The organism is Bartonella henselae str. Houston-1 (genome assembly GCF_000046705.1).
In the GTDB taxonomy this organism is placed as follows: domain Bacteria; phylum Pseudomonadota; class Alphaproteobacteria; order Rhizobiales; family Rhizobiaceae; genus Bartonella; species Bartonella henselae.
This window is the reverse complement of the sequence record NC_005956.1, coordinates 779,492-805,472: the sequence shown is the minus strand read 5'-3', so window position 1 is coordinate 805,472 and position 25,981 is coordinate 779,492. Positions and strand designations below refer to the sequence as shown.

Sequence of the window (25,981 nt, the reverse complement as noted above, 5' to 3'; positions counted from 1 at the left end):
GACAGTAGGTTTTGCAGCAATTTATTTTTTTTCAAAGGGTTTTTAAGGGGTTCTCAAAAGGTCTTCAAAGACCTTTCAAAGGCTGTTTTAAGATTCGTAATTTTGAATGTGAATCTATTGGATTTTTCTCCTCTACATTTTTTATCCTACAAAGCATGATAATCACTCCTATTCTCTGAGACGTTCCCATTGTCTGCTAGATCGCTAAAGCGTGTAAAATCGGATTGAAAGGCAAGAGAAACTATTCCTGTTGGACCATGGCGTTGTTTGGCTATAATAACCACAGCTTTGCCCTTGGCTTTCTCCATTGTCTCTTGCCATTTTCTATACTTGGCGCTACTTCCTTTTTGAGATAATATTCTTCGCGATAAACAAACAGCACAATATCGGCATCTTGTTCAATGGAACCTGATTCTCGTAGATCTGCAAGCTGTGGACGTTTATCTGTTTGGTTTTCAACTTGGTGTGAGAATTGTGAAAGAGCAATGAGGGGAATATTAAGTTCTTTTGCCAAAGCTTTAAGACCTATGGTAATCGCTGTCATTTCTTGAACGCGGTTTTCTGAAGAACGTTTTGAATGGGTTGTCATGAGTTGAATATAATCAATCATCAAGACATCCAAACCATGTTGACGTTTGAAGCGCCTTGCACGGGCGGCTAATAGTGACGCGGCATAAAAAAACTTGTCACGTAAGGACGGACAAGGCTTTCTCAAACTCATCACCCTAAAGATAGCAAAATCTATCCTATGACGTAAATAACAGGATTACAAAGTGTATTCCCTACGTTAACTGCTTCACATACAGTGTTGAGACGATTGGTTGAGGGAACAATCCACCATTCCAAGCGCAAGCAAGGATGGTGTAGTGTTGATTATCAGAAACAGCAATATTTAAAATATTTAAGGTTGGCATTTACGGCTATTTTTATATTTTTTACAAAAAGGGCTGTTCAAGCGCTTCTTGACACTGCGCTTTGGGATGACAGCGCCAGGACGACAAATCGGAAGATTTTCGGCTTTATGATTTCCACACCATCCCCCCCCCCACATCATATTTATAGCGGAACCCTGCTTGAAGCATGCAAGCATCAATGGTTGCCATTTGATTGAAACTGCGATTATCGTTTTCTGGATCGCGATCATAAGGGGTTGGCATGCCACATTCTAACAAGGCTTTTCCTATCTCAGTAAAATCTGCTCCTGGCTTCTCCCATGCTCCTATAGATGATACGGGAGGTTGATTAAACTGACATCCGGTTATACCTAATAAAGTTACCGCACCTAATAGTCTTAGAGTTTGTTTCATTTTTTCTCCTCTTTGAATGGACTTCTTTTTAATGCAATGGCTTGAAAGCCTGTTGATATTTTCTGCCACCGCTGTTTCAAACAACGGTGAACAATATTGAGATGGTGGATGAAGAGAACAATTCCACACAAGCATGGGAACACATGAATGTGGGGATTGTAGTTTCCACAAACAGCAATATTTAAGGTTGGCATTCAGGTGCATTTTTATATTTTTTACAAAAAGGGCTGTTCAAGCGCTTCTTGACACTGCGCTGTGGAATGACAGCGCCAGGACGACAAATCGGAAGGTTTTCGGCTTTATGGTTTCCACACCATCCCCCCCCACATCATATTTATAGCGGAACCCTGCTTGAAGCATGCAAGCATCAATGGTTGCATTTGCATTGTAGCTGAGATTTCTATTTTCTGTATCAGCATCAATAAGGCTTGGCAGACCACATTCTAACAAGGCTTTTCCTACCTCAGTAAAATCAGTAACACCATTTTTCTCCCACGCAGCCACATCTCCTGGAGGAAGTTTGTTAAACTGACATCCTGTTATGATAAACAAAATTACCGCACCTAATAGCTTTAGAGTTTGTTTCATTTTTTCCCCTCTTTGAATGGATTTCTTTTTAATGCAATGGCTTGAAAGCCTGTTGATATTTTCTGCCACCGCTGTTTCAAACAACGGTGAACAATATTGAGATGGTGGATGAAGAGAACAATCCCACACAGGCATGGGAACACATGAATGTGGGGATTGTAGTTTCCACAAACAGCAATATTTAAGGTTGGCATTCATATTGTTCTGGATGCTTTTTACAAAAAGGGCTGTTTAAGCGCTTCTTGACACTGCGCTGTGGAATGACAGCGCCAGGACGACAAATCGGAAGGTTTTCGACTTTATGATTCTCACACCAAGTCCCCCCTCCCACTTTATCACGAAAACCAGCTTGAATCATACAAGCTTCTATGGTTGCCCATGCATTGTTGCTTAAATTTCTGTTTTCTGGAAATACATCATAAGGGGTTGGCATGCCACATTCTAATAAGGCTTTTCCTACCTCAGTAAAATCAGTAACACCATTTTTCTCCCACGCAGTCAAGTATCCTGCAGGAGGTTTATTAAACTGACACCCTGCAATACTTAACAGAGCTAAGCCACCTAATAGTCTTAGAGTTTGTTTCATTTTTTCTCCTCTTTGAATGGACTTCTTTTTAATGCAATGGCTTGAAAGCCTGTTGATATTTTCTGCCACCGCTGTTTCAAACAACGGTGAACAATATTGAGATGGTGGATGAAGAGAACAATCCCACACAAGCATGGGAACACATGAATGTGGGGATTGTAGTTTCCACAAACAGCAATATTTAAGGTTGGCATTTACGGCTATTTTTATATTTTTTACAAAAAGGGCTGTTCAAGCGCTTTTTGACACTGCGCTGTGGGAAGACAACGCCAGGACGACAATTTGGAAGGTTTTCGGCTCTAAAAGTATAACACCACCCTCCCGCTCTTTCTACCTCTTCATCTTTATAGCGGAATCCTGATTGAACCATGCAAGCATCAATGGAGACCATATCATTAGGACTTAGCTTTTGGTTTTCTGGATCGCGATCATAAGGGGTTGGCATGCCACATTCTAACAAGGCTTTTCCTATCTCAGTAAAATCTGCTCCTGGCTTCTCCCACATCCCTATAGATGATGTAGGAGGTCCTCCTAAATGACATCCGGCTATACCGAACAAAGTTACAGCACCTAATAGTCTTAGAGTTTGTTTCATTTTTTACTCCATGATTTAATTCAAGGTTTTTGTTTTAAATGAGATGAACCATACATACTAATACAATTAAGATTTGCATCTCCAAGACAAGTATGAGGATTGTCAGGATCTGTAACCACTCTCCACCATTCTTTCCAAGCATTACTGTCTGAAGGAATTGTCTTGTAAGTATAGCTATTACCGCCAATCCATCGGCTGACAAAATCATATCTATGCCCATCAAAACCAACAGTGGTTTGTTTGCCGTCACTCACATAGCCTAACAGATCGGATGCAACTAAAACATTAAAGGCTGGTCCATAGAGATTGATAGTCGTGTTTTTGTTAGCTATCCCGTGCACACCTTGTTGTTGAAAAGAATACAGCATATTCCCCAATGTCATGCTACCGCGACTATGGGCATAAAGTTCTAACCCTGTATTACCATAGCGAGACATCAGATCTTTTGCTTCTTGTGTTGAATTGGTCAAACCCCAAAAGTTATTTTCCAGTAACTTCTGATACCCCGCTACCAGAAGTTCTGAGAGAGCCGTATCGGCTTGTGGAAACACCACAAAATAAAGCGGTTCATTTTTATTAACAGCATGTTGCTCGGCATAAACAGCAGCTTCCTCTGGGGGTGTAAAGATACCATTGAACGACACATGCACCTTGCCATCAGAACCAGCTTGCAAATGTTCCTTCTCCTCAGCCGTTAAAGAATGAAACTTAGGGATTGGTTGTCCACGAGCGTTTTCTATAGGCTCCCCATTTGCATCTGTTTCATAGATGATATGTCCCTGTTCATCACGGTCGACCACGGCGATGGGGTGTTCTTTGATAAACATGGTTTTGTAAGCTTCATTGCTAACTTTAAACCCTTCTTCCAGCAATTGTGTCGCCATTTCACGGTTTTCATGGACGATTTGTTCCAGCTTGGCAACATCAAGCTGTTGTACCCCCTTATGGGCGTTGGCAGTATCACGGTTAAGGGAGGCGATTGCTTGTTCCACATCTTGCCCTGTCAATGCCTTTTGCTCAACCTCATCTGTCAGGATGATGGTGCCATTGCTGATAGCAGCTTTGGTTTGCCCTTCCTGTGAATCTTTGGCTTTTGTATGATCTAAGACATTTTTGGCGATGTTTTTCGCAAGACCGTATTTGCCCTGAGACATGGGACCACCCGTAGCAAGGCTTAAACCCTGGCTGCTGGCTTGAGCTTTAGCACTGTTGGCAATATCACTCATGATAATGGTTCCGGTGGTCAGTTTATTTTTGTCGGCTGATGCACTGCTGTCGATAATCCCCCCGGTCAGGGTTGTTGTATCTTTAACGTTGATCTCAAAGCCGCCATCACCCGCTTTGATGCCGGAGTGTTCCACAACACTGTGATAATCGCTAGAGGTTTTATCCTTGTTCAAGGCAAGATTGGTTGTCGCCGCATCATCCTTTTTTCCACCATTAAAGCCAACAGAAACAGAGTTTTGCTTGCTGGAACTTTGTCCCGTATCACTGTGGCTTGTAATGGTGAAATCACCACCAACACCCATCTCTACACGGTTTGCAGAAACCACACCCCCCGCTAGTGTGGTGTTTCCCCCACTGTTGCTATGAACAGTGCCCGTGCCTATAATATGGCTGTTCTTCTGGTGTACCTGTTCACTGGAGCCTCTTCCTTTTCCAAAAGAAGCATTGCCCCTCCAGCCTGAACCGCCACTCCCATAACCGTAGCCAACACTCATTGAAGCACTTTGCAAATGCTGTTGGTTGTTAGGGTTGGCACTCTGGTTTATTTCTATATTTTTGACAATAAGCGCTCTTTAAACGTCTCTCAACACTTCGCTTCGGAATAACAGAACCAGGAACACATATAGGAAGATCTTCGGCATTATAATTATGACACCTGTCTCGCAATCCAACCTTAAAAAGTTTATGATAAAATCCTGCTTTCACAAGACACATATTAACCGCAGCATTTGCATTCATGCTTAAATCTTTTGAGTTCATACTATCATTGTAAGGGCTTGGCATGCCACATTCCAAAAGGGCTTTTTTGACCTCAAGTTGATCTGCTCCTGGCTTTGCCCACATATCCAAAGCCAATTGCTCATCGAACATATTACATCCCGCCACAATAAGCAAAGCTATACAGCTCAATAATTGTAAAGTTTTCTTCATTTTTTCCCCTCTTTGAATGGATTTCTTTTTAATGCAATGGCTTGAAAGCCTGTTGATATTTTCTGTCACCGCTGTTTCAAACAACGGTGAACAATATTGAGATGATTGATCAAGAAAACACCCCCGCCATCCCAAACGAAAAGAGATGGCGGAGTGTTAATGATTATCGTTGTAAAGATTTTTTTGTTTTCTGGCGTTTCTTCTCCTTTTCAATACGAAGCATAAGCTCTCTTTCATGTTTCGTTGAATTGCTCACACCAAAGCTTTCATTCTCCATAAACTGCTGATATCCTGCTACCATTAAATTGCTGAGGAACGAGCTACTTTTCGCAGGCGGTGAAAAATAGATCCCTTTTGAATCTTGCAATTTATACCGAAAACCGGCTTTTTTCATGCACTCATAAACGGAGGCAAATTCGCTGGCATAGGAATTCATGTCGTCAGGAGAAGCATAGACTGGTTTCCAACCACATTTTGTCAAGGCTTGTTGGGTCATCGCTTTATCGGCACCTGGTTTTTCCCACAATGCTAAAGTAGATGGAGGTGGTTGATTAAGACATCCAGCTATAGTTAAGACAACTATACAGCTTAATAGTTTCAAGATTTTTTTCATTTTTTCTCCTCTTTGAATGGACTTCTTTTTAATGCAATGGCTTGAAAGCCTGTTGATATTTTCTGCCACCGCTGTTTCAAACAACGGTGAACAATATTGAGATGGTGGATGAAGAGAACAATCCCACACAAGCATGGGAACACATGAATGTGGGGATTGTAGTTTCCACAAACAGCAATATTTAAGGTTGGCATTTACGGCTATTTTTATATTTTTTACAAAAAGGGCTGTTCAAGCGCTTCTTGACACTGCGCTGTGGGATGACAGCGCCAGGACGACAAATCGGAAGGTTTTCGACTTTATGATTCTCACACATAGTCCCCCCCCCTACTTTATCACGAAATCCCGATTGAAGCATGCAAGCTTCTATGCTTCCTATTGCATTGTTGCTTAACTTTCTATTTTCTGGATCGCGATCATAAGGGGTTGGCATGCCACATTCTAACAAGGCTTTTCCTACCTCAGTAAAATCAGTAACACCATTTTTCTCCCACACACTCAAATATCCGCCAGGAGGTTTATTAAACTGACACCCTGCAATACCTAATAAAGTTACCGCACCTAATAGCTTTAGAGTTTGTTTCATTTTTCCCCTCTTTGAATGGACTTCTTTTTAATGCAATGGCTTGAAAGCCTGTTGATATTTTCTGCCACCGCTGTTTCAAACAACGGTGAACAATATTGAGATGGTGGATGAAGAGAACAATCCCACACAGGCATGGGAACACATGAATGTGGGGATTGTAGTTTCCACAAACAGCAGTGTTTAAGGTTTGCATTCATATTGTTCTGGATGCTTTTTACAAAAAGGGCTGTTCAAGCGCTTTTTGACACTGCGCTGTGGAATGACAGCGCCAGGACGACAAATCGGAAGATTTTCGACTTTATGATTCTCACACCAAGTCCCCCCTCCCACTTTATCACGAAAACCAGCTTGAACCATACAAGCATAAACTGTTGCCTTTTGATTGAAGCTACGATTATCGTTTTCTGAATCGGCATCAATAAGGCTTGGCATGCCACATTCTAACAAGGCTTTTCCTACCTCAGTAAAATCAGTAACACCATTTTTCTCCCACGTAGCCACCTCTCCTAGAGGAGGTTTGTTAAATTGACATCCTGCAATACCTAATAAAGTTACAACACCTAATAGCTTTAGAGTTTGTTTCATTTTTCCCCTCTTTGAATGGATTTCTTTTTAATGCAATGGCTTGAAAGCCTGTTGATATTTTCTGCCACCGCTGTTTCAAACAACGGTGAACAATATTGAGATGGTGGATGAAGAGAACAATCCCACACAAGCATGGGAACACATGAATGTGGGGATTGTAGTTTCCACAAACAGCAATATTTAAGGATAGCATTCATATTGTTCTGGATGCTTTTTACAAAAAGGGCTGTTCAAGCGCTTTTTGACACTGCGCTGTGGGAAGACAACGCCAGGACGACAATTTGGAAGGTTTTCGGCTCTAAAAGTATAACACCACCCTCCCGCTCTTTCTACCTCTTCATCTTTATAGCGGAATCCTGCTTGAACCATGCAAGCATCAATGGAGACCATATCATTAGGACTTAGCTTTTGGTTTTCTGGATCGCGATCATAAGGGGTTGGCATGCCACATTCTAACAAGGCTTTTCCTACCTCAGTAAAATCAGTAACACCATTTTTCTCCCACGCAGTCAAGTATCCTGCAGGAGGTTTATTAAACTGACACCCTGCAATACCTAATAAAGTTACCGCACTGAATAATTTTAGAGTTTGTTTCATTTTTTCTCCATGATCTAATTCAAGGTTTTTGTTTTAAATGAGATGAACCATACCGCTTTTGGCATTTTGGACCCGCATCTCCAAGGCAAGTATGAGGATTGTCAGGATCTGTAAACATTCTCCACCATTCTTTCCAAGCATTACTGTCTGAAAGAATTGTCTTGTAAGTATAGCTATTACCGCCAATCCATCGGCTGACAAAATCATATCTATGCCCATCAAAACCAACAGTGGTTTGTTTGCCGTCACTCACATAGCCTAACAGATCGGATGCAACTAAAACATTAAAGGCTGGTCCATAGAGATTGATAGTCGTGTTTTCGTTAGCTATCCCGTGCACACCTTGTTGTTGAAAAGAATACAGCATATTCCCCAATGTCATGCTACCGCGACTATGGGCATAAAGTTCTAACCCTGTATTACCATAGCGAGACATCAGATCTTTTGCTTCTTGTGTTGAATTGGTCAAACCCCAAAAGTTATTTTCCAGTAACTTCTGATACCCCGCTACCAGAAGTTCTGAGAGAGCCGTATCGGCTTGTGGAAACACCACAAAATAAAGCGGTTCATTTTTATTAACAGCATGTTGCTCGGCATAAACAGCAGCTTCCTCTGGGGGTGTAAAGATACCATTGAACGACACATGCACCTTGCCATCAGAACCGGCTTGCAAATGTTCCTTCTCCTCAGCCGTTAAAGAATGAGATTTCGGAATTTTTTGTCCACGAGCGTTTTTGATATACTGTCCATTTTTATCTGTCTTATAGATGATATGTCCCTGTTCATCACGCTCCACCACGGCGATGGGATGTTTTTTGATAAACATGGTTTTGTAAGCTTCATTGCTAACTTTAAACCCTTCTTCCAGCAATTGTGTCGCCATTTCACGGTTTTCATGGACAATTTGTTCCAGCTTGGCAACATCAAGCTGTTGTACCCCCTTATGGGCGTTGGCAGTATCGCGGTTAAGGGAGGCGATTACTTGTTCCACATCTTGCCCTGTCAATGCCTTTTGCTCAACCTCATCTGTCAGGATGATGGTGCCATTGCTGATAGCAGCTTTGGTTTGCCCTTCCTGTGAATCTTTGGCTTTTGCATGATCTAAGACATTTTTGGCGATGTTTTTCGCAAGACCGTATTTGCCCTGAGACATGGGACCACCCGTAGCAAGGCTTAAACCCTGGCTGCTGGCTTGCGCTTTAGCACTGTTGGCAATATCACTCGTGGTGATGGTTCCGGTGGTCAGTTTGTTTTTGTCGGCTGATGCGCTGCTGTCGATAATCCCCCCGGTCAGGGTTGTTGCACCTGCCACTGTAATATCAAAGCCGCCATCACCCGCTTTGATGCCGGAGTGTTCCACAACACTGTGATAATCGCTAAAGGTTTTATCCTTGTTCAAGGCAAGATTGGTTGTCGCCGCATCATCCTTTTTTCCACCATTAAAGCCAACAGAAACAGAGTTTTGCTTGCTGGAACTTTGTCCCGTATCACTGTGGCTTGTAATGGTGAAATCACCACCAACACCCATCTCTACACGGTTTGCAGAAACCACACCCCCCGCTAGTGTGGTGTTTCCCCCACTGTTGCTATGAACAGTGCCCGTGCCTATAATATGGCTGTTCTTCTGGTGTACCTGTTCACTGGAGCCTTTTCCTTTTCCAAAAGAAGCATTGCCCCTCCAGCCTGAACCGCCACTCCCATAACCGTAGCCAACACCAACATTTACAGAAATATTTTGCGAATGGTTTTGCGTGTTTTGCCTATTTTGCGCACTTTCAAAGGTGATATCTTGTCCTGCTTCCAAATTAATATTTCCGCTCTGTTCATCATTGTTCAGAGAGTTTGTGCCAGCGATAAGATCAGCACCAATACCATGGATGCTGCCTTTGTTGGCATGCATGTTAATGGCACGCCCTGCTTCTATGCTATCTGTTACTGCGGTGGAGGTGTGAGAAAATGCCTCTGCCTTTTCAGCTTTAAAGTCTACCGTAATGCTGGTTGAAACATCCGCCATATTAAGAAGGTCATCTTTGGTTGCTCCACCCTGCATCCCATTGTAAAGACCTTTGCCTTTGTTATAGAGATCATAACCTTTTAAACCGCCAAGCAAACCATTAATAATGTGGTGTTTGTTATCCTTATTTTTAGCTCGCTTTACTGCATCCCTTATATCTTGTACCGTACCAAGAATACCAACATTGACAGAACCTGTCACACCAGCAAAGGATTTTTCATGCTTTTCTTCTGCCTTAGAGATATCATAGCTTGTCTCAAGCGTGATATTATTGCCAGCATCAATGTTGACATCACGATTTGCCGAAACATTTGTCGCTTGTAAATTCACATCATTGCCGGCATTGATCTGCACATCTCTGCCCGCTTTGAAATTGGATGGTGTATTGGACTTTTCCCATTGATCGCCCGTATCTTTGGCGCTCGCAACCCCCACACCCACAGAGGCACCACTGCGGTTCTTTTCAAACTGAAAGCCAAAACCTGAGCGTTCTTCCTGTGTGCTCGCGCTATGACTCTTATGACCAGGCAAAACATTCACATTATGGACTGCCGAAAGCTTAATATCTTCCCCTGCGCTAAAGTCAGAACCCACCACATTCACATCTTCTTTTTTGGCGGTGATGGTGATATTTTTCCCATTGAGCGAAGAGCCTTGATGTTCAAAACTTTCTTCATTCTCTGTCTTTGATTCACTCCCGTAGATCGAAACAAAACCCTTGCCTGATCCCACACCAAAACCCGTTTCATGGGTTTCTGAATGGCTGCTATGGTGATCTGTCATGCCATCAATCGTCACGCTTTGTCCTGCCACATTGATATCTTCATTGGCAATCATATGAGAAGCCGTGAGGGTGGCATCCCCTTGTGCGTCTAACACAATATTGCCCGTCGCTCCAAGGATAGAGGAAACCGTTGTAGTGTGCGCTTCAGAATTATCGGAAGATTTCTCATGCAAAACACTGCTTGTCGACGATTGTTGTTGCTGGTTGTATTTTTCTTGCGCCCCTTTGATGAGAATATTTCCACCAGAGTGAATGGTCATATCGGCTTTGGCCTGCTCTTCTGGCGTTTTCTCCCCTGGCTTACCGGCTGTGAGTATCGAGGCTACAATCTCCGTGTTGTTTGCTGAGTCAAGAGCAACACCTTTGCCCCCAGATATGAGTGAGCCCACAACTTGAGCCGCATCAATCTTGTTATGCTGGGATTTGCTGCTACTGAACACCTCACCCTTTTTATGATACGACATCTCATACTGTAAGCTATTTTCCGCATTGGTGATGAGAATAGCATTGCTGGCTTTCAGCTCTACCTTGCCATCAGCCGTAACAGCACTGCCCGTGATGATGAGATCATGTGGTTTGCCATCTTGGCCTGCAATAGCAGTAAAATCACCCCCAGCATTGATCGAAGAGCCAACGGCTCGCGAGGCTTGCATATCCACTTTAAGATTTGTACCCTGAAGATGATACTCCATCTCATCAGATTTGGTATCTATCGTGATATTCCCTTGAGCACCAAGAGCAACATTGCCCTTCGCATCGATATCGGACGCAAAAACACGGATATCTTTTCCAGAGAGAACAGTGGTCTCTTTTCCAGAACTTAAATAAGAGCCATTATGCACAGCAACATGGGAGGTGTGATCCCCCCGATAGCTATTGGCACTGTTGCGCGTGGCATCAAGCGAAACAGTGTCTTTTGCTTGTAAGAAAAGATTATCCTTCGTTTGAACTTCAGAGCCCAGAATATTCAGATCCTTTCCAGAGGAAAGCGTTGTTGAGCCTCCAGAATTAACTTCTGATTGTTGATGCATGGATGCATTACCCTGCGCATCATGGTCGGTAGTTTTTATGGCACCGATTGTCAAATTGCCCTGCTCTGTGGCCATGGCAAGATCACCCCCTGTGCTGATCTTTACCCCAGAGGCTGTCATATCTTTCTTAGCAAGAACTGTCGCATTGCCCCCAGCAGAAAGCGCATTGGTGTTTAAAACAGTTTCCACACCGTCAACCATTGTGCGCCCTGCATCCAAATGAATATTGTTCTCCGCAAGCAAAACAGCATCACTCCCCGCAGCAAAATGCCCTCCTTGACTGAGAATATCCCCGCCATGCACATGCAACTGGTGATTTGCTGCAATACGCCCTGAATTGGTAACCGTTGAAGTGCTTGTATTTTGGCTGGTGATATTGACATCATCGCCCATGATCAAAGCCCCAGCAGAAACAAAGGAGGCTCTATCTTTTTCAGGGATGTAAAGAACGGGAGCATAAACATCCATGCCCTTTATTCTTTGACGCACATAAATCACCATGGGCGCTTCTAAACTTGCCAATTGTTCTTCACTTAAAGCTTCTCCAAAGACAAGATTGTTGGCTTTTACATAGTCTGCCCCTACATCTAGCAAGGTTTTGACTTGTTCAATGGCATCACTTCCTGGAATAAAGGAGCCTTTGCCTAAACCTTGACCCACAAGATCACGCATTTGTTTTTCTACCAATTGCTTTTCAAAATAAGCATCCCCTAAGAAAAAAATCTCCCTATCAGGATTGTAGCCAATTCTGTTCAAGAAATAGGCTGATCCATAAAATTTACCAACATCAAGGAATTCCGCCCGCGTTTCATAAAGGAAATTCTGTTGAGGTAGCGTGCCCCCAACACCGCCCGATTGGGGCTTTGGCAAAGGAAGCCCCTCAGAAGGTTCCCCTGAATTATTGAGATCCACTTTTGGTGTAAAGAGAGCACCAGCCCCGGTCAAACCACTCAGCGCCTCCAGCGGATTACCTCCAGCCGCTTTGGCTTCAAAATGCGCATCCCCCGTAATGGACCCTTCGGCTGCCGTATTGTTGAGGGTATTGACCACTAGATTTAAAGTGCCACCCGCTTGAACAAGACCAGAAACCGTATCGAGAACTTCTGAGCCAGTCTGACGAAACGTGCCATTGGCTATATCTAAAGAAACATCACGGCTGCCATCGGCTTTATAGCCATAACAATAAGCATCCGTATGGACCTTACAACCAAGATAAGTATTTTTATAGGCTGTTGCCCCTACATTGGTCAGCACACTCACATAGATATCCGCATTGCCCCCAGCTCTCATGATGCTATAATGATTCTCAATGTTATCAGCGTGAATAATAAGATCACCCGTAGACTGAATCATCCCCTGAACCGCCGGTTTATAAGAAAACGCCTGCGTGACAGTCTTCTCTGTCATATAAGACTGATCATTCCATATATACGTCTGTGTGCGATCTTTGCCATTTTCAGCTGCGATTTGCCACGTAAATGCTTTGTAGACTATTCCACTGTTCAAGGTTATTTTGCCATAGGTTTTTTCTTTGCTATCCCAAAGCTCTTTTTCCAAAATAAATTCTCTGTGCTCAAGAAAAGGGGTATCAATGTACCCTTTGCTCCAGCGATTGGATGTTATTTTGTTCAATAAACCTTCTTTGTAGAGCAAATCGTAATTGTCTGGTCTTTGAAATGAAAGATCGCTATATTCCTTTTTTTCCTTCATTTCCGGTATGCTATCGGCTTCATTTTGCAATGTTTTGGTTTGGATGCTTAAGTTTCCACCTGCCTGAATCAAACCTGCTTTGTTGACAAGAGAAAGGCTCTTTCCTGTGCCCCCCAAATTGGTGAAAGATAAATCACCCTCTGCCACAATGGCACCCAAATCATTCAACAGAGCCCCATCAACTTTGAGCGCACCATTGCCCTTCACATAGACTAAACCCGTTTTGCTGTTGGTCGCATCACCTGTCACACTGAAGGCTAAATTCTGCCCCGCTGCCAATTGACCACTATTGTGAAGCTTCCCTGTTTTGATGGTAAAATCTCGTGCCGCTAAAACCGATGTTTCCTTATCCGTCATAATCCCTGGAGCTCTAAAAACAATATCTCCACTCCCCCCCTTATCTGTCACTGCTTGCAGCCGTGCATGCTGAATATCAAGGGCATTGGTGCTTTGAAAGTCTAAACCGCCATAAGTCAATTCGCTCCCCGAAACATCAATATGATCCCCCTTTAAATACAGCGTTTGAGGCGTGTAAATATGAGAACAATTCTTGCTTAAATCGAGAGTGTTTGCTGTCAACCTCACATCCCCCATGGCAGACAGCACATTCTCAACACTAATCCCTCCAGATCCCGATGTCAGTGTTGTGCTGCCATAGCCGATAACCTGATCATAATAAATGTCGTTGCCAGCAAAAAGGGCAATATTTTCACCACTGATAATATGTCCAACCTTTATCCCCCTTTGTGCCGTAATCGAAAGCGAGCCCTTCTCATGCAAAATAAGTTTGCCAAAAACACTCGATTGGACAAAATCTCCCCCTGTCATCAGTGTGCCAGCCTCAAGGTTCCTGACCTTTAAAACAGCATCTCCACCCGTCATCAGAGAAGAAAAATCAACCGCTCCACCATCAATGTCTGCCCTTCCATAAGCAATCAGTTGTCCAAAATGAACTCCAGCATCCGGTTGGGTATGAATAGCAACATTATCATGAGATTGAAGAAATTGAGAAACCGAAACCCCGTTATGAGAAACCAGGGTGATCTCTCCCGCTCCATAAATGCTTTCCGCATCAATAATGCCTCCCACACTTTGGAGATCAACACCCCCATGGCTGCCCAAAACAAGCTTCCCAGCAGCCCCCGTTGCTGCCATATCAACCCCACCGGCTAAAAGATGCGCCCTGATATCACCACCAGCATGTGCTTTTAAATTGCCCCCAGACAAAATAGTGCCACCAATGGTCAGATCACCGCCCGTTGCAAACGCTATATCAGCCCCTGCCCCTAGCCCAGAGACTTTGATGGCTTCGCGCGAAGACAGCTGCATATTGCCTCCAGAGGTCGCTTGCCCGGCAATGGTTAAAAGCCCTTCTTGTGCCTCTGCTATAAAATGACCATCTGCCCCAATGGTTTCTAACGTCACATTTTTTTTTGCCGCAATCTCAATATGCTTTTTGGATGCAATGTGTTTTGCCAACACACTCTGGCTTTTTGATTTCAGAACAACACCCCTATGACCAAAGGCATTCTGTAGTGAGATTTTTCCATCCGCAGAAAGATGTAACTGCCCCGCATTGGCCGCCATATCATGGCGCATGCGAACCCCAACACCTTTTTCTGTCGCAACAAGTTTAATCTGATCCGCCTGGAGAGCCCCCAAAGCAGAACCATCTATCGCATATTCCGGCTTACCAGTAATATCGGTAAGTGCCTTCATTTGGCGAGAAGCATAATCAAAATTTCCCGTACCAGCCGCAACTCCAATTTCCCTGCCCGCAACAGGACCTTCAAAATGCACAGTGCGTGAAACAATATCGACAACATCAACCACCCCTTTGCCTGAAAAAAAATTCGCACCCCTTGCACCAAAAGTGATCTCCCCACCTTTCACCACAAAACCTTTCAAAAAACCAGAAACATCAATTTCTGGAACACCGGTGGTTAATGTCGCATGGGGCGTATTGATAAACCCACAACCATCACAGCTTATGCCATTGGGGTTGGCTATAATCACATCGGCTTGTTTTCCAAAAACTTCTCCTGGGCCATTCAACGCACTGCGTTTTCCGCTTGTTACTTCATTTAAAATAACCTTCGCTGAACCAGAAAAACGCAAATGTGGATTGCCAGGTATAATGCCCCCCAATTGCGATTGTCCCACTTCTTGCGCATGATTGTTCCAAATCACACCTACATGGCCAATATTAAAATCATCATATTTATTGTGCGATAAACCGCTGCTGTTGGGGGTAACAATATCAATGGAAGGAACCCCATTGGGGGCTGCCACAATATCTGGACGATGGGCAGAATTCGCCTTCGCATCAACAGAAATTTGCGCCTGTAACGCTGAAGGTGCTAACAAACAAGAAAAACCAAGCCCCCAAAATAAAACCTTCTTGAGCATCGTACTAGAGACTAAAACACCTAATAAAGTCGCTCTTTGGTCTCTCTTCTCATATCTCATGCTTGTATTCGCCATCACTATCCTTAAAGATCCATTGTTAATGTCATTAAAAACGTGCCTGACTTCTTGTGCTTAATCGTGCTCCAGAAAATACTGGAATAACTAGCATCAAGAGAAACCATCCCCCCTGAAAGCTTGACACCTGCTGTCCAACCAGCAAGCTGTTCATGCGTAAAACCATACAAAGCTTGCGGAAAAACACGACCATAGTCCAAACCAACAAAGGGGCGAAGTTCACCAAAAACCTTTTTGAGCGTCGCGTTATTGCTCCACCAAATGGTGCGCAGAAACAGCTCATTACGGATAAAAAAACCGTTATTGCCAAAAATCAAACTCTCGCGCATGCCTCGAACATTGGAAGCACCTCCCAACGAAATCTGCTCTGCACCCAATAAATTATGCGGTGAATATTGACCACTCAAAAGATTGCTCAATAGAAAATTCCACTCACCAACCTTAAAGGGTGTCATAACGCTGAGTGTGCCGGTAAATTTTGCAAATTGAGGCTCCGCATCCCCCGCTCCTGGAACATGTTTCTTTACAGATTGAAATAAAGGAAGTCCTTGCAAATAACTCACATCAAAGCTCCATGTGCCCCCAAACATCTGGCGAGTATGCAAAATGCCAAAATTAGCTACACTATATTGACGGCTCCCAACCTCTATCTTATTGCCAAGAAGGTAGTTGTTGCTCCTTTTATAGGAAAGACCCACATTCAAAATTGTCAGGGAAACACTATCACGATGAAAAACCCTGCTTGTACTGGCATGTAATTCACTCGAATCCCCCGTCGTCTCAATATCGGTAAAATTGCCAGGAAGAATACTTTGATAATTATAAGCATAGCCATTTAAACCAAAGCTCCAATAACCATAGGGAATGCTCACACTCGCTGAAATGTTATTGCTATGGCCCTCTTGTGTGCTCCCACCCCAATAATCTGATTGACTGCGTTGATAGCTAAAATTCCACGCATCATTGAAACCTAAAATATTTTCTAACGTTAAGCCCGCTTTATAACGCGCATAACCCGTGGAGGATTGTCCCATATTGTCATGAGAAACACCAACCTTGAAAGCTTTACTAGGCCGATTGTTAATATTCACAATGGTGCTACCATCTTCACGACCCGGGAGAAGTTCGCTTTGAGCGTGCCCCGAAAAAAGCCTGTTGATTTGATCAAGCCCCTGTTCAATATCGCGCATATTCAGAATATGCCCTTCCAAACCCGGAAAAGCACTCCAGACAACATAATTATGAGAAGAAGCTGGTAAACCATTGTAATAAATATCCGAAAGCTTGCCCTCAACCACAACAAGTTTGAGCGCCTTGCTGCTTTTGATATCCTGATCTGGGATATAAAAACGCGCCGTGATATAGCCTTGATCCAAATAAATCTGGGTTAACTGCTTGATTAAAAACTGGATATCAGAAAGACCTATACATCTTCCAACATAAGGACCTGTTACAGCTGCTATAGAACTCTTCTTGAGATGATAAACCCCATCAACAATAATATCATGAATTGGAAAGCAGTACCCACTCCCCCAAAGTGCTCTCGGCTTTCCTTCAAAAGGCCTTGTCATGCCTTTAGGCGTTAAAGCACGTAAATTCTCAATGCTTTCCAATTGCTGCTTCTCTGAATATCCGCGAGAAAAATTCTCCGTTGGAGAATGTGGGGATAAAACAGAAAAAGACCGACCATAAACCATTACGCCATGAAACAAGTCAAATAACACTAAAATGGCAAGAAAAATTCTCAAAAGAGAACTTTGGCGTAAAAAGATGAATAACAATACAAATTGCCCCCGCTTTGCACCATTCATGAAGCATTGTTTAAAAGAACTTCATGAACCTCTAACAATACCACTCAAAACAGCCACGACCCTATGACGCTTTTAACAAAAGCACATGCCGTAACCAAAGAAAAGTGATACCCAAAAACTGCTTTATTTAAATTGCTGAAAGTTTCTCCCCCACATTCATATAAAAGACCCCTAACCAAAACTGTTTAGCTCGTTAATGCTTAATACCTCAATATTCCCATAAATATAAAGGATAAATTTGCTAAATCATGTCCCCTTATTCATAGAGTGAACCTTCAAAGTACGCCTCATCTATGAGTTTTGAGGATTCCCTTTATCCCCCTTTATATATTTTTTTCAATCAAAAAATAAAAGTCATTATATTTCAATAAGTTAATTTTTAAATAAACAACCTATATTAAAATGCAATCTGCAAATACAACTCATAGTATATTTTGAAGGTATTTTGGAGGTTTGAGAAACCTTCAAAACCTATCTGTAAAATGCTTCAAAATACTCATTCTGATATTAAAAAATACACACCGCATTTGTCTTGATTAACCCGTCAAACGAATAGCAAATTTCACTACTTTGCTGATTTGGAACTCGATCATGGGCTGTCGATAAATAGCCTAAAAACCTTTTGAAAAAATTCTATCGGCTTTATTTGCTTTTTATGGGCTATTCATACATGCCAATCTTATATAAAAAATGGTCAAATGAATCATGCATAAAAGGATGGATTCTTAAGTGGATCCATATAAAATAATTAAATACAAGCTATTGACTTTATTAGTTTTTTATGCATAATACGGTCGTCTCTTCATGAAACCAAACAGAGGGTAAAATACGCCGCACCGCCTCGATCCGCATCTTGACAGCACCAGCCCCTTGATGAGGGATCACTTGCGTTTCAAAGCCCGCATCATTTAACGCACTCTCAAAACTCACATTATGTACACGGTCCTTTGTTGCGCCATCATGGGGAAGAACCATCAATGCCTTCTCATAGCCATTGCGACGTAACCAGCCTATATGCTCGGATAACGGCTGCCCTTGTGCTTCGTAATAATCCAAAACACGGATCTCTCTGCCAACAAATTGCGCTATCCATATCGCCGTCGCATCTGCCTTGGCACCCGTGCCCCCAATATCCCAAAAGGCACGCATCTGCATTAAAGGATCACGTGCAACACGCCCTATCCGTCCCTCCTGCTCGGCTGCTAACATTTCCTTTTGATAGTAAGCGCCTTGAATAGCGGTAAGATAAGCCCCCTCCCATATATGTTTATAGGTCTCTGGACGATTCTTCAGATCATCAAGCCGCGCTTCATTCAAGATCTTGGGAAATTTCGGATTGTCTGACCAGTTGATCTCTACACGCTTAATGGCTTCATTGTTTGAAAAGCGAAACCGCCTTTCAACCGGTGCATTATCTCGTAAGGGGTTCCACGTTACCCATAACTCTGCTCTCCACCCCTCACCTTCTTCACGTAAAGTCGGTATAAGCGTTTGCCAAGCTGTCTCTGTCACAGGCTCTGCCTCATCAACCCAACAGAGCAAAATGCGCCCCATGGATTTGATACTGGCTATATTACGATCTAGTCCCGAAAACTGAAAAGCAATACGACCATCAATCGACTTAATCGAAGATTCTCCAACCTTATAGTAGTCCTTTAAAAAGTCATGACCTTCAATGGCCCGTTTAATCTCCTCTAAAGAACTCTCTGCGAGAGAATTTTGAAACTGACGTGCGCAAAGGATAGTGCCTGATATTCCTCCCATGCCAAATTGATAGCCTTTTAAAGCCGCCATCAAAGCAAAGGATCTTGTCTTTCCAGACCCTCGTCCTCCCCAAGCAGCACGCACCGCCGCCTTACCTGTAAAAATCGCTATAAGCTTTGGGACAATCTTAATCTGTCGTGTTGTCATGACCCAAAGGCGCGATTTCCACGCGCCCTATCATCTTAATCGCCCCGCCATCCTCCCCTGTCACTTGCAATGGCAACACCTTACCAAGCAACGCTAAATAAGCGGCGGGGCATTTAAGTGCCTGTTTTTCCAGATAAGAGATTAATCCTTCTTTACCATATTTACTGCCTGCTCGTTTAGCAGCTTCAATGACTGACTCTTTCAAAAGGCTCGTTGTTTTATTGGGTACGCCTTTTACCCGCCCTTTTCCTGCATTGGGTGGCAATTTTTTTGGGTGCAAAGTCATCTCTGTATTTTCTGCTGTCATAAAATACTTTCTCCCAATAACAAAAAGCCCCGTAAATCCGGGGTTTTTAAACTCCACAACGCCATATTCAGATACAATGCGACCAACTACAGTAATATTATTAAATACGGTTTGCTACACAGTGTCAATAAGAAAATAGCAAATATTGATTTTATGTAAACTGTTTATTGACATATAGAGCTTCCTATATTAGATAGCATATTATATGATTAAGACGTTTAAAAGCAAAGCATTAGCCGAATTATATGAAACAGGAAGTTCATCCAAAACTGATAAAAAGCTTTTTAAGCGGATCATTGTTCGTCTTGATCGTTTAAATGTTGCGGAAAAACCAGAAGAAATGAACCTTCCAGGATTTAATTTTCATGCTTTGATAGGCTTCCATCCCATCCGTTACACCGTACATATAAATGGACCATGGTGCATTACATTTGAATTTGACTCATGTAACGCTTATCGGGTTGACCTTGAACAATACCACTAAGGATAAAATCATGAATGATATTCCAGTTCAACACAATAAAAACCGCTGTCCTTCTCATCCAGGCGATCTATTAGCAGAAATCATTCCAGCAACTGGCAAAACAAAATTAGAAATTGCACAGATGCTTGGTATATCAAGACAACATCTTTATGCGATCTTAAGAGCGAAAAAGCCAATTTCCCCTTCTGTTTCCGCGCGTTTAGGCAAATTATTTGGAGATGGAGCCGCTGTTTGGTTACGTATGCAAGCAGCCTATGACGCTTGGCATGCCGAGCATGAAACAGATGTTAGTCAAATTCCAACTCTCCATGTTGTCTAAAAACGATATTATCAACACAAAAATCTATACTGTATCTTATATTTTTCTTGTTTTGTATCAATATTTTATAATAACCAAAATCTTCACAAAGAGTATTCAGCATAAAAAAATTAGAGGCTTTGAGTTCACTCTCCATATTTTTGGAAAAGCTGTTACAATTGGCATTAAAGATGACGCTTGAAACTTATACATTGTATACGCTTTTGTGAAAAATGCTTCTGGAGAACATCAAGAACGGCACATAATGAATTCACAAGATAGGATAGAGAGCCGTCTTCTAAAAAAGCGAAAGAAGCAGCAAGTGACCCCTTCGCACCTGATCCCTTTACAAAAAGAGAGCGATCACTGCTTTATTCACAGCGCCATGTCTAATGTAAATAGACATCCTTTAAACGTTGTTTCCAAACTCTGGTAATTGAGTATCTTTTGGAAAATCACACCAAAGGATTTGTTGAATACGCGGAGCTGATTTTAAGCGTGGTTTCAAATGTGGTGGTTGTATCCCTTGCATAACTGATTTTCATTCATTATCAAAAAATCTTATATTCCTATGACGCCAATATTCACCAAGAGCATTTAGAATAATACGTAAAGAATCAATGAGATATGATAATGACTGATCTTCCACAACAAGATATTATAATGCAGCATAAAGATTATGCTGTCTATAAAGACAGTGTGCTTCTTTTATAACCTCTTGCATGTTCAAAAACTGTTCCGTTGCAAACGCAACCCACTTCTCTCTTGCAACTTCATCAGAAGATGAGGGCATTTCATCATAAACAGCACTAGGCAATCCCTTTGCACATGAGTAGTTGTTTCTTCTCTGGAGATACTGTTGCGCAGCATCATATTGCTCTTGAGTAAGTTTGCTTTGCAAAAAAAAACCGTCCAATATAAGTACCGGAAAGCGGGTTTTTTGCCTCTTGTACGGTTAAGCCAAAGCGGTTGGTACGTATTTCTATGGCCACTACATGGGCTTTTTTAGATGAAAAAATCATCAATCTATGCTTGAAACGGGAGAACTTTTGCCAAATGCCGATTGGAAGAAAGGAAAATATATGTTGGCTCATCGATTTTGTAGCACCCTATGGGTATGTTGTTTGTATTATACACAATATGCAGTGGTATGTATTTCTTCATCAGTATTATTGTTATGCTATACGACGAAATCAAGATGGAGGGATACGAAAAATCGCTTGCTGGTGTTGTTATAGAGCACAAAACCCATCTGAAGAGCTTTTGTAAACCAAGTGATCTATAAATCATTTAAGAACTCTCCCCGCACATGCTCTCATAATAGATTTGCTTAGATTTAACTTTTTTCCAAGCTCATTTTAAAAACGATAACGCAATCCACCAGAAAAATGAATTCCGCTAAAACCAGCTTTGGTAAGCTTATGCTGATACATCAGATCACTGTGCAATATAAGCTTTGAAGACAACTGCGAATAAACACCCACTCCAGCTTCTAGGGAAGAACCAAAAGCACTCAACTGAAAGGCATCTTTAAAATACACAGATTGTTTCCCTCTAAAACCATGAGAAACATGAAGCTTGCCATAAAAAGAAACGATACGATCCTTTTCAAATGCCGCAAGCATCTTAGTCAGACGCCCACCAATACGCATTGCCCATTGATCCAATTTTCCCATCTCAACATCAAATCTGTCAATATCGTGTGCTTTATGAAACTGAAGATGTTGATAAATAAGCTGAATCTGTGGATCAAAAATAAAACCTTCATCCCCTGTTGTAAATGCTTTACCAGCAGACAACGAAACGTTCAGAGGATTTCCTTTTAATGTTGCTGTCTTGCCCCGTACAAAAGTGAGAACATCACCTTCAAACAAACCATAGGATAAAAGACCATCTACATAAAAACCAGCGTTACTTTCCAAACTACCATATGCTGTCACTAACCATTTATGAAATATACTTTTTTGACTGTTTTCAACATCCTGAGGTCGCAAAGAAAGTCTCCCGTAGGTTGCCATAATCCCAAAAGACGTTGTACTGTGTGTCCCCTCAATTGTTTTGAGCAAAATATCTACCTCTAGAGCCTTATAACCAAGGTCACCTCCATAACCATATTCAAGTTTAGAAAGATCTGAGACATAACGATAGTTTCCGCTATAACCATGGACAGATAAAACAGGACTTCCTTCGACTTTTAAAAGTTTACTGGAAACAGATCGCATAACTTTTAACTGCTTGTTTTGACTTTCGATATCCATCAATCCAACATGAAACAAAGCATTTGGTAAAAAAAGATAAGTTGGAACTTGTGGAACAACATTCCTCACCATTAGTTGAGAATCAGGTACTATGGATATATTGGGAGTAAGCTGAACATATTTACTTTCAAGGCGAAAATCCCAAAAGTCCCCATCCCCTTTAACTAACCTTTGAGAAATTTTTGCTTTTCCAAGAGAAGAACTTGGACCATATGCATGGAGATAATATTGATAAGGCAAGCCTTCCAAAACAATATAAGCACTACTCAACTGAAAAGAATCTTCTGCTGCTTTTCCAGAAACTTGAACAATGGAAATGCTTTTAGCATTTCCATTGCCCAATGCCTCAGCCTGATTTCCTGCAATAAATTGCACATGAACTGTCGTTTTTCCAGCTACATCACCATCAATCAAAAGGCGGTCAGTTTTTTGATTATTCAATAATCCATCACCATTGAGATGCGTATTAAGGTAAATATGTGCATTACCCTGCGCACTATAAACTTCTTCCCCTCCCTTTCCAATATAAAGTGTCTGATATTCTTGAAGAGTTGGAGTTTCGAAGATAAGAGAACTATCAGAAAGTTTTACAAATGAAATGGATGAAACGAGGTTCGAGACTTGTTGATTTATTTCTTTACTTTTTGTCAAAACCCATTTTGATCCTCCTGTCAAATACAGCTCAGCAATAGAATCATCAGCAACGCGGGTGCCCCCTGTAAGGGAAGAAGAATCCACCAAAATTGCCACAGAAGACTCCTTCTCAGCTGTTAATAATAAATCACCGGAGATTTTTGTGCCTTCTGTTACACCAATATAACCACTACTCTTATAGCTATGAATAGCCGTACCATCTGGAACTTCAAAAGTCGTTTTCTTCAAAAAGACAAAACCCTTTTGGTATTCATTGTCTTCTTTGTCCATATCAAAGTGCATACCATGTTTGTTACCTGATACTATAATTTTTGAATCTTCAATATTCACCCGAGAAACTGAAATATTCGCTTCCTGGCCCATACTTGATTGTGCATTAGCATCTAATCCAATCCACAAAGCACGAACACCGGTAGCAATAACATTGGTATTCTTTAAAGAAATAGCACCATGCTGATTCACATTTAAAACTGCATAAGCAACACCATCTTCTTTATTTGCATTTTCTTTATCCATCTCTTGCTGGCTTTTTGAAGTAATGGTAACGCCATCTAAAGTTGCACTCCCCCTTACCCCTAAATAAAGAGCTGCTGCATCCGTAACATCAATTGATCCGCCCTTCATCTTAATAACCGCATCGTTACCACTGAAAAGGGCTGCTTTTTGACCGATATCCTGACTTTCCACTTTAATTTCTGCATTCGTTAAAAGTACAGATGTTCCCTGCTTCTCTGCATAAATACCTACCTGAGTAGCTTTAACCAATCCACGATTTACCTCAATCGTTCCACTCTCAGCTCTAAGACCTGTTGAGACATCCTTCAAAGTTGAATCGCTCAAAACAACTTTTCCCCCTTGCGATGCAATGACACCATAAGTATCTTCTACACCCTCAATACCACTGATTTGCACACGATTTGCTTGAATAATTGTATTTGACTGCTGTGCCACTATGACAGCAGATGATGTAAGAGAAATGTCTTGTCCATTTTCTTCCTTAGAGGATTTAACAAGCTGATATACTTTATCACTAATTGTATGTTTTGCACCATCACTGCATTTATAAGGTAATTTGCTCTCATCACACGAAAGTGACACAGATGAACGAGAACGCGCCTCAACATCTATGTTTGATAAAAAAGAAAAAATAGCTGCTGTAAAAACCCACGAATATAAGCAATTTTTGAACAATCTGACCACCCTTCTTCTTCAAATTTTCTTTTTCTCAGCAAAAACAAAATACAACTTAAAGAACAATAAGTATAAAATAAACAGGAATAAATCACTTCTTATCTAACTAACTATAGCAAGTATAATTCGTTTTGTATTTTATGTAAAGCGAGAATGAAAAATAAAAACCATAATTTATACCTGCAACCCTTTATAAAATTGTGCTCCTAAACACTGTTGAAATCATAACGAAAAACACAAAAAAAGAAAATATATAAATTGTTTTTATATAAAACTACAAAAAGATAAAATGCATGAGAAATCGGCTACCAAGCCTCTCTTTTACAGCCACAAAAAACCTAGATAAATTGTTACTAATATACAGCAACTGATGTATCTATTTTAATTCTGATATCAAAACTATCAATACTTAAAATAAAAATTCCGATCAATAAACAAAACCTTGAATCAAAAAAGGCTTCCTAACGCGCTATCATAGATGCTTCACCATTGGTCAAAGGGTTTCAGAAGATTCTTCTTTAAAATTGCAATTTTGCCTTATCCAAAAATGAAGATATTATTCTAAATAGATTACAAGGTAAAAGATTATTAAGGTAAAAATTACTTACCTAAAACTATGAATATTCAGAGAGAAACATAAGATAAAATGGGAATTATTCACCATTCTAAACTTAAAAGGTCATCAAAGTAAAATATCTCACTAAAATCAATTTTACTGATGACAAATCATCGTGATTTAGTAAAAGTATTTTTATATCGAATAAGTTTTAATAAACAATAACAAACGAGAATATCTATACAGTTTAGACCATATTCATGATACCACTGCCGGTTTATATCCTACTCAGCGTCAACTGTATTGTGGTTAAAGGAACTATTTTTTGGCTTCCTTTCCTGTTAGTGTGTTTTAGCTAATTATTTCTTTAAGGATTCATGCGTCGATGATGACTGCTTTTTTAAAGTTTTTTCATTTTCTGATGTTTTCTTTCATTCTCAAAACGCGTTCTTTTTTTGTTGCATTCGTCACAAAAAAGGTTTCATTATCCATAAACTGCTGAGATATCCCGCTATCATGAGATTGGCTAAAAATGAGTTGCTCCGAGGTGCTTATGAAACGTAAATTCCATTGGAAGCCTGCAACTTATACCGATATCCTGCTTTGCTTATGCATTCATAAATTCATGCAAACTCACTCATACGTGAATCCATATCTTCAGGGGGAAAATAGACTGGTTTCCAACCACATTTTGTCAAGGCTTGTTGGGTCATCACTTTATCGGCACCTGGTTTTTCCCACAATGCTAAAGTAGATGGAGGTGGTTGATTAAGACATCCAGCTATAGTTAAGACAACTATACAGCTTAATAGTTTCAAGATTTTTTTCATTTTTCCCCTCTTTGAATGGATTTCTTTTTAATGAAATGGCTTGA

The 25,981-nt window shown here is 41.3% G+C and carries 19 protein-coding genes and 4 pseudogenes; 2 read left to right on the top strand and 21 right to left on the bottom strand.

Features of this window, described 5'->3' with window-relative positions; all coding sequences use genetic code 11:
* Positions 1-146: 146 nt before the first annotated feature.
* From AYT27_RS03530 to AYT27_RS03440, 18 genes and pseudogenes are all read right to left on the bottom strand, one after another.
* Positions 147-661, bottom strand: a pseudogene (locus AYT27_RS03530) (DnaB-like helicase C-terminal domain-containing protein); the annotation flags it as partial.
* A gap of 121 nt (positions 662-782) precedes the next feature.
* Positions 783-914: a hypothetical protein gene (locus AYT27_RS09555; RefSeq protein WP_268885533.1), complete on the bottom strand. Its 132-nt coding sequence runs from the start codon at positions 912-914 to the stop codon at positions 783-785.
* Positions 902-1,307, bottom strand: a pseudogene (locus AYT27_RS03525) (hypothetical protein). Before AYT27_RS03525 ends, AYT27_RS09555 begins: the two are co-directional and overlap by 13 nt.
* 181 nt (positions 1,308-1,488) lie before the next feature.
* Positions 1,489-1,895, bottom strand: a pseudogene (locus AYT27_RS03515) (hypothetical protein).
* Between the two features lie 181 nt (positions 1,896-2,076).
* Entirely contained in the window at positions 2,077-2,481 is a 405-nt protein-coding gene (locus AYT27_RS03505; protein WP_011180597.1) for a hypothetical protein, read from the bottom strand.
* A 181-nt stretch (positions 2,482-2,662) separates the two neighbouring features.
* On the bottom strand, positions 2,663-3,076 hold the full coding sequence (locus AYT27_RS03500; RefSeq protein WP_011180596.1) for a hypothetical protein: 414 nt from the start codon (positions 3,074-3,076) through the stop codon (positions 2,663-2,665).
* 20 nt (positions 3,077-3,096) lie between these two features.
* Positions 3,097-4,812: a hemagglutinin repeat-containing protein gene (locus AYT27_RS03495; RefSeq protein ID WP_457911894.1), complete on the bottom strand. Its 1,716-nt coding sequence runs from the start codon at positions 4,810-4,812 to the stop codon at positions 3,097-3,099.
* A gap of 13 nt (positions 4,813-4,825) precedes the next feature.
* Positions 4,826-5,233 (bottom strand): hypothetical protein, encoded by a 408-nt coding sequence (locus tag AYT27_RS03490; RefSeq protein WP_011180594.1) that lies wholly within the window; start codon positions 5,231-5,233, stop codon positions 4,826-4,828.
* A 163-nt stretch (positions 5,234-5,396) separates the two neighbouring features.
* Complete coding sequence (locus tag AYT27_RS03485; protein WP_034448583.1) at positions 5,397-5,846, bottom strand: hypothetical protein; 450 nt, start codon at positions 5,844-5,846, stop codon at positions 5,397-5,399.
* 181 nt (positions 5,847-6,027) lie between these two features.
* Entirely contained in the window at positions 6,028-6,432 is a 405-nt protein-coding gene (locus AYT27_RS03475) for a hypothetical protein (protein ID WP_011180592.1), read from the bottom strand.
* On the bottom strand, positions 6,429-6,566 hold the full coding sequence (locus AYT27_RS08775) for a hypothetical protein (RefSeq protein ID WP_155245610.1): 138 nt from the start codon (positions 6,564-6,566) through the stop codon (positions 6,429-6,431). Before AYT27_RS08775 ends, AYT27_RS03475 begins: the two co-directional genes overlap by 4 nt.
* 46 nt (positions 6,567-6,612) lie before the next feature.
* Entirely contained in the window at positions 6,613-7,017 is a 405-nt protein-coding gene (locus tag AYT27_RS03470; RefSeq protein WP_011180590.1) for a hypothetical protein, read from the bottom strand.
* Positions 7,014-7,151, bottom strand: coding sequence for a hypothetical protein (locus tag AYT27_RS03465; RefSeq protein ID WP_155245611.1), 138 nt, complete (start codon positions 7,149-7,151; stop codon positions 7,014-7,016). The genes AYT27_RS03470 and AYT27_RS03465 overlap by 4 nt, the downstream gene beginning before the upstream one ends.
* Positions 7,152-7,197: 46 nt before the next feature.
* Positions 7,198-7,614 (bottom strand): hypothetical protein, encoded by a 417-nt coding sequence (locus AYT27_RS03460; protein WP_011180588.1) that lies wholly within the window; start codon positions 7,612-7,614, stop codon positions 7,198-7,200.
* 19 nt (positions 7,615-7,633) lie between these two features.
* The gene (locus AYT27_RS03455) at positions 7,634-15,622 is read right to left on the bottom strand and encodes a hemagglutinin repeat-containing protein (protein WP_041583421.1); all 7,989 of its coding nucleotides are present in this window, start codon (positions 15,620-15,622) and stop codon (positions 7,634-7,636) included.
* Positions 15,623-15,645: 23 nt separating this feature from the next.
* Positions 15,646-17,448 carry a ShlB/FhaC/HecB family hemolysin secretion/activation protein gene (locus tag AYT27_RS03450; RefSeq protein WP_011180586.1) on the bottom strand — a complete coding sequence of 601 codons (1,803 nt, stop codon included), beginning with the start codon at positions 17,446-17,448 and terminating at the stop codon, positions 15,646-15,648.
* Between the two features lie 771 nt (positions 17,449-18,219).
* On the bottom strand, positions 18,220-19,359 hold the full coding sequence (locus tag AYT27_RS03445) for a PBSX family phage terminase large subunit (protein WP_049784545.1): 1,140 nt from the start codon (positions 19,357-19,359) through the stop codon (positions 18,220-18,222).
* On the bottom strand, positions 19,340-19,666 hold the full coding sequence (locus AYT27_RS03440; protein WP_011180626.1) for a hypothetical protein: 327 nt from the start codon (positions 19,664-19,666) through the stop codon (positions 19,340-19,342). The genes AYT27_RS03445 and AYT27_RS03440 overlap by 20 nt, the downstream gene beginning before the upstream one ends.
* A gap of 205 nt (positions 19,667-19,871) precedes the next feature.
* On the opposite strand from AYT27_RS03440, the gene AYT27_RS03435 reads away from it, so the two are divergent.
* Both AYT27_RS03435 and AYT27_RS03430 read left to right on the top strand, forming a co-directional pair.
* The gene (locus AYT27_RS03435; protein ID WP_011180583.1) at positions 19,872-20,150 is read left to right on the top strand and encodes a type II toxin-antitoxin system RelE/ParE family toxin; all 279 of its coding nucleotides are present in this window, start codon (positions 19,872-19,874) and stop codon (positions 20,148-20,150) included.
* 10 nt (positions 20,151-20,160) lie between these two features.
* Positions 20,161-20,469: a HigA family addiction module antitoxin gene (locus AYT27_RS03430; protein ID WP_011180582.1), complete on the top strand. Its 309-nt coding sequence runs from the start codon at positions 20,161-20,163 to the stop codon at positions 20,467-20,469.
* 520 nt (positions 20,470-20,989) lie between these two features.
* On the opposite strand, the pseudogene AYT27_RS03420 reads toward AYT27_RS03430, so the two are convergent.
* The 3 genes and pseudogenes from AYT27_RS03420 to AYT27_RS09170 all read right to left on the bottom strand — a co-directional run bounded on the left by AYT27_RS03420 (position 20,990) and on the right by AYT27_RS09170 (position 25,937).
* Positions 20,990-21,470, bottom strand: a pseudogene (locus AYT27_RS03420) (hypothetical protein).
* Between the two features lie 336 nt (positions 21,471-21,806).
* Positions 21,807-24,560 carry an autotransporter outer membrane beta-barrel domain-containing protein gene (locus AYT27_RS03410; protein ID WP_034447383.1) on the bottom strand — a complete coding sequence of 918 codons (2,754 nt, stop codon included), beginning with the start codon at positions 24,558-24,560 and terminating at the stop codon, positions 21,807-21,809.
* 1,170 nt (positions 24,561-25,730) lie between these two features.
* Entirely contained in the window at positions 25,731-25,937 is a 207-nt protein-coding gene (locus tag AYT27_RS09170; RefSeq protein WP_244393751.1) for a hypothetical protein, read from the bottom strand.
* Positions 25,938-25,981: the final 44 nt, after the last annotated feature.

Excerpts from the sequence above, each read along its gene's own strand:
- AYT27_RS03450 (WP_011180586.1), bottom strand. The coding sequence starts at position 17,448 with ATGAATGGTGCAAAGCGGGGGCAATTTGTATTGTTATTCATCTTTTTA.
- AYT27_RS03455 (WP_041583421.1), bottom strand. The coding sequence starts at position 15,622 with ATGAGATATGAGAAGAGAGACCAAAGAGCGACTTTATTAGGTGTTTTA.
- AYT27_RS03445 (WP_049784545.1), bottom strand. The coding sequence starts at position 19,359 with ATGACAACACGACAGATTAAGATTGTCCCAAAGCTTATAGCGATTTTT.
- AYT27_RS03490 (WP_011180594.1), bottom strand. The coding sequence starts at position 5,233 with ATGAAGAAAACTTTACAATTATTGAGCTGTATAGCTTTGCTTATTGTG.
- AYT27_RS03435 (WP_011180583.1), top strand. The coding sequence starts at position 19,872 with ATGATTAAGACGTTTAAAAGCAAAGCATTAGCCGAATTATATGAAACA.
- AYT27_RS03505 (WP_011180597.1), bottom strand. The coding sequence starts at position 2,481 with ATGAAACAAACTCTAAGACTATTAGGTGGCTTAGCTCTGTTAAGTATT.
- AYT27_RS03485 (WP_034448583.1), bottom strand. The coding sequence starts at position 5,846 with ATGAAAAAAATCTTGAAACTATTAAGCTGTATAGTTGTCTTAACTATA.
- AYT27_RS03440 (WP_011180626.1), bottom strand. The coding sequence starts at position 19,666 with ATGACAGCAGAAAATACAGAGATGACTTTGCACCCAAAAAAATTGCCA.
- AYT27_RS09170 (WP_244393751.1), bottom strand. The coding sequence starts at position 25,937 with ATGAAAAAAATCTTGAAACTATTAAGCTGTATAGTTGTCTTAACTATA.
- AYT27_RS03465 (WP_155245611.1), bottom strand. The coding sequence starts at position 7,151 with ATGCTTGTGTGGGATTGTTCTCTTCATCCACCATCTCAATATTGTTCA.
- AYT27_RS03460 (WP_011180588.1), bottom strand. The coding sequence starts at position 7,614 with ATGAAACAAACTCTAAAATTATTCAGTGCGGTAACTTTATTAGGTATT.
- AYT27_RS03500 (WP_011180596.1), bottom strand. The coding sequence starts at position 3,076 with ATGAAACAAACTCTAAGACTATTAGGTGCTGTAACTTTGTTCGGTATA.
- AYT27_RS03470 (WP_011180590.1), bottom strand. The coding sequence starts at position 7,017 with ATGAAACAAACTCTAAAGCTATTAGGTGTTGTAACTTTATTAGGTATT.
- AYT27_RS08775 (WP_155245610.1), bottom strand. The coding sequence starts at position 6,566 with ATGCCTGTGTGGGATTGTTCTCTTCATCCACCATCTCAATATTGTTCA.
- AYT27_RS03475 (WP_011180592.1), bottom strand. The coding sequence starts at position 6,432 with ATGAAACAAACTCTAAAGCTATTAGGTGCGGTAACTTTATTAGGTATT.
- AYT27_RS09555 (WP_268885533.1), bottom strand. The coding sequence starts at position 914 with ATGCCAACCTTAAATATTTTAAATATTGCTGTTTCTGATAATCAACAC.
- AYT27_RS03430 (WP_011180582.1), top strand. The coding sequence starts at position 20,161 with ATGAATGATATTCCAGTTCAACACAATAAAAACCGCTGTCCTTCTCAT.